The organism is Micromonospora marincola (assembly GCF_056150385.1).
The window spans coordinates 55,126-62,449 of the sequence record NZ_JAXCFT010000024.1 but is presented as its reverse complement, the minus strand read 5'-3'; the positions used below and the strand labels follow the sequence as shown (position 1 = coordinate 62,449).

Here is a 7,324-nt window from a genome sequence, read left to right as displayed (position 1 = left end):
ACTGCCTCCGCGCCCCTTCCGGCACCTGCTCCAGCTTCGTGTTCCTGCCCATGCACACCTCCGCGATCAAGGTGTTGCGACGACCGGTTGAAACCGCCCCGTAAGCGCTGTCCGGAATGGAATGTGATCACCTAAGTTACTGATCCATAACTCAGCGTATCATTTGAGTGATCAAGTGTTGCTCCTGAGTAACTTTCGTCCGAACGGTTGTGGCAGTAACCCCACGAGATACGCAAGATGGTCACCGTGTCTGGCCGCCATCGCATGCGTTCCCACCTCCGTGGGGCAGGTGCCGCCGCGGCGGCAACCGCTCTCGTCGCCGTCGTAGCCGGTTCCTGGTTCGGTTACCAGCAGCTGGCCGGCCCGAACTGCTCGGGCCGGATCGAGCTGTCGGTGGCGGCTGCCCCCGAGATCGCCCCGGCGGTACGCGGCGCCGCCGACGACTGGGTCGCCAACGGCGCCCGGGTCGGCGAGACCTGCATCGCGGTGAATGTCACGGCGGCCGAGTCGGTCGAGGTGGCCGCCGCCGTGGCGAGCAAGCACGGCGCCACCCTGGCCGGCGTCGGCCAGGCCAGCGGCACCTCGGTCACCCCCGACGTCTGGGTGCCCGACTCCTCGACCTGGCTGGTACGCCTCAAGGCCGGCGGCGCCAGCGCCTTCGCACCGGCCAACGGCGCCTCGATCGCGCGCAGCCCGGTGGTGGTCGCGCTGCCCGAGCCGGTGGCCGGGCGGATCGGCTGGCCGGACAAGGAGTTCCGCTGGTCCGACATGCTCCAGCAGGTGACCTCCAGCAAGCCGCTCCGGGCCGGGATCGTGGAGCCGACCCAGGACGCGGCCGGCCTGTCCGGCCTGCTCTCGCTGACCGCGGCGGCCAGCTCGACAGGTGAGGCCGGATCCCCGAAGGCCCAGGAGGCGATGGTCGGGGCGCTGCGCGCGCTTGCCACCAACCGTTCCTCGCTGCGACAGGACCTGCTCGCGCGGTTCCCGCGCTCGTCCGACCCGACGGCCATCGCCAACGGGCTGGGCGCGGCGGCGCTGTCCGAGGAAGACGTGATCGCCTACAACAACACCAAGCCGCCGATCAAGCTGGCCGCGCTCTACCTGGACCCGGCGCCGATCCCGCTCGACTTCCCGTTCGCGGTGCTGCCCGGCATCGAGCCGAGCAAGGCCTCGGCCGCGCGGGTGCTCTTCGAGGCGCTGCGGTCCGCGGACTTCAAGGACCGGCTCGCCGCCCAGTCGCTGCGCGCTCCGGACGGCAACTGGGGGCGTGGCTTCCAGGCGCCGACGGGCGCGCCGAGCCCGGCCAACGGTGGCGAGAAGCAGGTGCCTCCGTCCGGTCAGGGCGGCGCGGCCGACCTGGACCCGGTCGCCATCTCGACCGCGACCACCACCTGGTCGGTGGCCACCCAGTCCGGCCGCATGCTCTGCGTCATCGACGTCTCCGGTTCGATGAAGAAGCCGGTCGCCACCGCCAACGGCGCCAGCCGGGAGCAGGTCACGGTGGCGGCTGCGGGCCAGGGCCTCGGGCTCTTCGACGACTCGTGGTCGATCGGCCTGTGGACCTTCTCCACGAACCTCCAGGGCCCGCAGGACTGGCGGGAGCTGGTCCCGATCCGCCCGCTGTCGAGCAACCGGGGCGCGCTCCAGCGCGGCCTGGCCAACGTCCGGCCCTCCAGCGGTGACACCGGCCTGTACGACACGATGCTTGCGGCGTACAAGAAGGTGCAGCAGGACTGGGAGCCCGGCAAGGTCAACTCGATCGTGCTCTTCACCGACGGCAAGAACGAGGACGACAACGGCATCTCGCAGAAGGGGCTGCTGGCTCAGCTCGACAAGCTCAAGGACGACGAGCAGCCGGTGCAGGTGATCATCATCGGTATCGGCAACGAGGTGAACCGGGCCGAGCTCAAGTCGATCACGGACACCGTCGGCGGTGGCGCGTTCGTGACCACCGACCCGAGCAAGATCGGCGAAATCTTCCTTCAGGCGATCGCGCTGCGCCCGCCCGCACCGCGCTGACCTGCGGATCAGCGACATCCTTCTGCCGTATCGGGGTTTCCGGTACGGCGAAAGGCTTCCCGGGTCAAGACACGGGAAGTGAACTGACGGTAATGTGTCCGAATCAATAGGTGACCATAATTGCCCTGACATGATGTCCTGGTGCCTCGACGGCGGGTCCCCTCCGGGACCGGGCGGGGACGGGGCGGGCCTGAAGTAAGTGGGGAGGGCCGGTGACCTCGGCAACGTTGTTGACCCCTGCCAGGACGTCGCGACCCGGGGGAGAGCGACCCGGGGCGACGACGCGCGCAGCGGAGCGCGCCTACATCCGGCTTCTGGTGGTGCTCGACACCGCCGTGCTGGCCGTGGCCATCCTGGCCGGCTACCTGGCCCGATTCGGTGACGAACAACCAAGCGGCTCCGAGATCTCCTACGTGGTGGTCGCCCCGCTCCTCCTGCTGGTCTGGTTGGTGTCGCTGAAGGCCATGCGCTGCTACGACGACCAGGTGCTCGGCTACGGCGCGGACGAATACCGCCGGGTCAGCGCGGCGAGCCTGCGGCTGGCCGGCGGCATCGCCATCGCCGGCTACATCGCCGACGTCGGAGTGTCCCGGGGCTTCCTCGCCATCACCTTCGCGGTCGGCACGATCGGGCTGGAAGTGGCGCGGTTCGCGGCCCGCAAGCGGCTGCACCGGGCCCGGGACCGGGGCGCCGGCTGGTCGCGCAAGGTGCTTGTGGTCGGCGACACGGCGCACGTGCTGGAGTTGGTGCACACCCTGCGCCGGGAGCCGTACGCCGGCTATCAGGTGGTCGGCGCCTGCATCCCGGACGCGCTGCTCGCCCCGGTGCCGCAGCGGCTGGGTGACGTGCCGGTGGTCGGGTCGTTCCGGGGCATCCCGGACGCGGCCACCGCGATCGGGGCGGACACGGTGGCGGTCACCGCCTCCGGTGAGCTGACCGCGGCCCGGCTGCGCCGCCTCGGCTGGCAGCTCGAGGGCACCGGGGTCGACCTGGTGGTGGCCCCGGCGCTCACCGACGTCGCCGGCCCGCGCATCCACACCCGTCCGGTCGCCGGCCTGCCGCTGATCCACGTCGAGGCGCCCGAGTTCCGCGGCGCCCGCAAGCTGGTCAAGGGGTTCGTCGACCGCTCACTGTCGTTCATCGCCCTGCTCCTGCTGTCGCCACTGCTGGCGGTGCTCGCGCTCGCCATCAAGCTGGACAGCCGTGGCCCGGTGTTGTTCCGACAGACCCGGGTCGGCCAGGGCGGCGAGGAGTTCGGCGTCTTCAAGTTCCGCACCATGGTGGTCAACGCCGACGCCCTGCTTGCCGAGCTGGCCGCCCGCAACGAGACCGACGGCCTGATGTTCAAGATGCGCGACGACCCACGGGTGACCCGGACGGGCCGGCTGCTGCGTCGGTGGTCGCTGGACGAGCTGCCCCAGCTCGCCAACGTGCTGCTCGGTCAGATGAGCCTGGTCGGCCCGCGCCCGCCGCTGCCCTCCGAGGTGGCCCGCTACGACGGCGACGTGGCCCGCCGGCTGCTTGTCAAACCCGGCATGACAGGCCTCTGGCAGGTCAGCGGCCGATCGGACCTGAGCTGGGAGGACGGCATCCGGCTCGACCTCTACTACGTCGAGAACTGGTCGCTGGCGGCCGACCTGACCATCCTCTGGAAGACGTTCGGCGCGGTGCTCGGCAGCCGCGGCGCCTACTGAGCCGGGCCGGTCTCCGGCTGCGGCCCCAACCAGTCCAGGCAGACCACCACCGCGTCGTCCACCAGGTCACTGGCGACGAAGGCCCGCAGGTCGCCGATCAGCGACCGGACCGCGTCCAGCGGCTCCAGCGGGCCGGTGTGGCGCAGGAACCGGTCCAGGGCCGACTCGCCGTAGCGGATCCGGTCGGCGGTGGCGTCGACCACCCCGTCGCTGACCACGAAGAGCCGGTCCCCGCGCGCCAACTGGAACCGCTGCTCCCGGTAGTCGGTGCGCTCGAACATGCCGAGCGGGAACTGCTTGTCAAGCACCTGCGGGGTCACCTCACCGGCGTGCAGCCGGATCAGGTGGGGCGAGCCGGCGTCGACCGCGGTGAGCGCCCCGGTGGCCAGGTCCAGCTCCATCAGCAGCACGGCGAGGTGCTGCCGGCCCCGGTGCTGCGCATAGATCGCCTGGTCGGCCAGGGCGGCCTGGTCGGCCAGGGGCAGCCCGGCCCGGCGCGCGTTGCGCAGCGCGTAGGTCGCAAGTGCGGTGAGTAGCGCCGCGGCCACCCCCTCGCCGAAGCCGTTGAGCACCGCGAGCCAGAGCCGGTGGCCGTCGTCGGACCAGTCGAAGCTGTCCCCGCGCACCGCGTACGCCGGCTCCAACTGGCCGGCCAGGGCGAACGACGGACGGATCCGGCTGCGCCCGGGCAGCAGCTCCCACTGCATCTCGGCGGCCAGGGTGAGGCGCCGGCTGCGCCGGGCGGCCAGGTAGACGTCGGTGGTCGACGTGACGGCGGCCAGCTCATGCCCGAGCACGCCGGCGATGGTGGCCAGTTCGTCGCGGGCCGCCGGGTCGGCCGGGACCGGCGAGACCCGGAGCACCCCGCGCCGTTCGCCGCGCATCCCCACCGGGAACCAGCCGGTGTCGTCGGCGACGATCGGATCCTGGTGGTCGAAGGCGTACCAGCCCGGGTGGCCGGGGCCGGTGACGGAGTCGCCGCCGCCCAGCGGCAGCAGTTCGGCGAGTCGGTAGTCGACCTGATAGAGCTCGGTGCGGGTGATCCCGTACGTCCGCAGCAGCTCGGCGGCGAGCCGATGCACGATGAGATCCGTCGGCGCGTCCGTCAGGATCCGGCGGGCGCGTGCCTCCGCGTCGCTCATATTTGCTCCTTTGCACAGGTCGCCGGCCTGGTCCGGGGGGTAGTGTCGGGCCCACCATGACCGAGCAGCCCGGTCCCACGGGACCCGAAGTGAGTATGTCCGCCGCCCTGGACGAGGCGGCTGGCACCCTTCTGGCCGTCTGGGAGGCGGCCCGGGAACGCGCCACCAGTCGGCTCTCCGAAGCCCAGTTGCGTGCCGTCATGGTCGTCGAACAACACGACGGGATCAACCTCCGCCGGCTCGCCTCGCTCACCGACATGCTGCTCTCCTCCGCCAGCCGGCTCTGCGACCGGCTGGTGGCCGCCGGGATGCTGGAGCGGGAGCCGGGCCGCCACGACCGCCGGGAGATCTCGCTGCACCTCACCCCGGCGGCCACCCACCTCCTCGCCGAGCTGCGCGCCGACCGGCGACGCCGGCTGGAGCGGATCCTGGCCGGGATGAGCCCGGCAGGCCGGGCGGCGTTGCTGCGCGGGATGCGCGAGTTCGACGAGGTCGGCCGCCGCGAGGCTACGGCCGTGGCCGAGGGCTGGCCGGTGCTGCAACCCTCCGGGGAACAGGTCGGCGACCCACTGGTCGAGCTGGCCACACCGACCCGGCCCGCCCGGGTCGCCCCGCAGCGCCCGACCGGCGAGCCGGTCCCGCCCGACGAACCCCCCGCGATCCGCACCGCCTGACCTCGTCCGCGGTCTCCGTTACGCGGCGGCCACGGCCAGCATGGCGATGTCGTCGTGCGGCTGCCCGTCGAGCCACTCGTCAACGAGCTGGAGCACCCGGTCGACAAGCGCGGCCGGTGGCAGCCGGGCACCCGAGGCGAGCGCCTGCCGCAGCCGGTCGTCGCCGAACATGGCCAGCTCGGCGGGGCCGCCCCGAGCCTCGGTCACCCCGTCGGTGTATGCCAGCAGCAGGTCGCCCGGGGCCAGCCGCACCTCCGCCTCGGCGAACCTCGCCGCGGTCAGCGCGCCCACCGGCATGCCACCCACCCGGACCGCGTCGATCCCGCCGCCGGCGCGGACGACGAGCGGCGCGGGATGCCCGCCGCCGGCCAGCCGGACCAGCAGGCCGCCGCCGGATTCCCGGCGCAGCAGGCCGAGCAGGAGCGTGGTGAACTGGGCCCGCTCGGCCGCGCCCGGTGCGTCCAGCAGGGCCCGGTTGAGCAGCTCCATCAGCTCCCGGGGACGCCGCTCGACCAGGCGCAGGGTCTGCAACGACTGGCGGACCCGCCCGGTCAGCACGGCCGCACCGACACCCTTGCCGCAGACGTCGCCGAGCGCGAACAGGCCGCCGTCCGGGGTGGGGAACAGGTCGTAGAAGTCCCCGCCGATGCGCAGGCTGTCCCCGGCGGCCCGGTAGCCGGCGGCCAGGGTCACCCCGGGCAGGCGCGGCAGTCGCGGTGGGAGCAGGCTGTTCTGGAGCACCCGGGCCAGGTGGGTCTGCTCGCCGTAGAGCTCGGCGGCGGCCAGCGCGGCGCCGCCCCGGCCGGCGAACTCCCGGGCCAGCGCGATCTCCCGCCTGTCGAAGCCGGACCGGCCGGGACGGCGGGCCAGGATCAGCGCGCCGGCCGGACCCCCGGCGCCGGGCATGGGGCTGATCAGCACGGCTTCCGGCCGGCCGAAGCCGGCCGGAAGCACCTCGGCCAGATCGGCCAGCTCGGCGTCGAGCCCGGGGCTGGGCTCGATGAGGTCACCGTCGAGCGCCTCGATCAGACCGGGGACTGACTTCACCGCCGGCCAGCCGGCCACTCCGGTGGTCGGGCCGGAGTCGCCGGAGGCGTACCGGATCCAGTGCGGCGCGTCCTCGGCCGGCGGCGGTGGCCGGTGCACCACCACGGCGGCGTCGGCCAGGTAGGGCACCGGCAGGGTGACGGCGGCGCGCAGGGTCTGCTCCCGGTGCAGCGAGAGCCCGAGCCGGCTGCCGGCCTCGGCGAGAAAGGCGGTGCGGGAACGCTCGGCGAGCAGCGCGTCGGTGCGCGCCCGCTCCTCCGTGACGTCCCGCACATACCAGACGCGGCGCTCCCCGACCAGCCCGCGCCGGAGGCCGTGCAGCCGCCGGCCGTGGTGCTCGGTCTCGAACGTGTCCGCGCCGTCGCGTGCCGCCTCGGCCAGCGCCGGCACCTGGCAGGCGGCCAGGTCGACGCCGGGCGCCAGCTCGGGCAGAAGCTCCGTCGCCATGGCGTTGACAAGCGTCACCACGCCTGCGGGGTCGACCGTCACGACGGCCTCGGCCAGCCCGTCCAGCAGCTCGCGGGTGAGCCGCCCGTCGGCCGGCAGCGGGCCCCCGGCACCCCGCCGGGGTCGCGCCTCCGGCCCGGCGACACCGCGTTGGCGTGCGGCGGTCACCGCCGGTGGCCGGGCGCTTCGGCCGGTCGACCCGTATGCATGCTGTCGGTGCGCTCCTCGATCGCGAACAGGTTGCCTGGCGGCAAGCGTAGCGAGCGGGTACGACGAACGCCCACGCCCGGATGTAAGGAGG

Annotated in this window: 5 protein-coding genes; 3 read left to right on the top strand and 2 right to left on the bottom strand. The window is 73.0% G+C overall.

The genetic code is table 11. The features are described from left to right. Nucleotides 1-264 precede the first annotated feature (264 nt). On the top strand, nt 265-2,019 hold the full coding sequence (locus SM450_RS28910; protein ID WP_474622942.1) for a substrate-binding domain-containing protein: 1,755 nt from the start codon (nt 265-267) through the stop codon (nt 2,017-2,019). 212 nt (nt 2,020-2,231) lie between these two features. After that, entirely contained in the window at nt 2,232-3,713 is a 1,482-nt protein-coding gene (locus SM450_RS28905) for a sugar transferase (RefSeq protein ID WP_474622941.1), read from the top strand. On the opposite strand, the gene SM450_RS28900 is transcribed toward SM450_RS28905, so the two are convergent. Beyond that, entirely contained in the window at nt 3,707-4,855 is a 1,149-nt protein-coding gene (locus tag SM450_RS28900) for a PP2C family protein-serine/threonine phosphatase (protein WP_474622940.1), read from the bottom strand. The two genes, SM450_RS28905 and SM450_RS28900, sit on opposite strands and share 7 nt — an antisense overlap. A gap of 95 nt (nt 4,856-4,950) precedes the next feature. Here SM450_RS28900 and SM450_RS28895 point away from each other — a divergent pair, with 95 nt between their 5' ends. Beyond that, a complete protein-coding gene (locus tag SM450_RS28895; protein ID WP_474622948.1) occupies nt 4,951-5,529 on the top strand; it encodes a MarR family winged helix-turn-helix transcriptional regulator in 579 nt (192 codons plus the stop codon). 18 nt (nt 5,530-5,547) lie between these two features. Here SM450_RS28895 and SM450_RS28890 read toward each other — a convergent pair whose 3' ends face one another. Next, nucleotides 5,548-7,191 carry a PP2C family protein-serine/threonine phosphatase gene (locus tag SM450_RS28890; protein ID WP_474622939.1) on the bottom strand — a complete coding sequence of 548 codons (1,644 nt, stop codon included), beginning with the start codon at nt 7,189-7,191 and terminating at the stop codon, nt 5,548-5,550. Between the last annotated feature and the right edge of the window lie 133 nt (nt 7,192-7,324).

What these genes read in the sequence shown, in the direction of transcription:
- SM450_RS28895 (WP_474622948.1), top strand. Translation starts at nt 4,951, where the DNA reads ATGTCCGCCGCCCTGGACGAGGCGGCTGGCACCCTTCTGGCCGTCTGG.
- SM450_RS28910 (WP_474622942.1), top strand. Translation starts at nt 265, where the DNA reads ATGCGTTCCCACCTCCGTGGGGCAGGTGCCGCCGCGGCGGCAACCGCT.
- SM450_RS28900 (WP_474622940.1), bottom strand. Translation starts at nt 4,855, where the DNA reads ATGAGCGACGCGGAGGCACGCGCCCGCCGGATCCTGACGGACGCGCCG.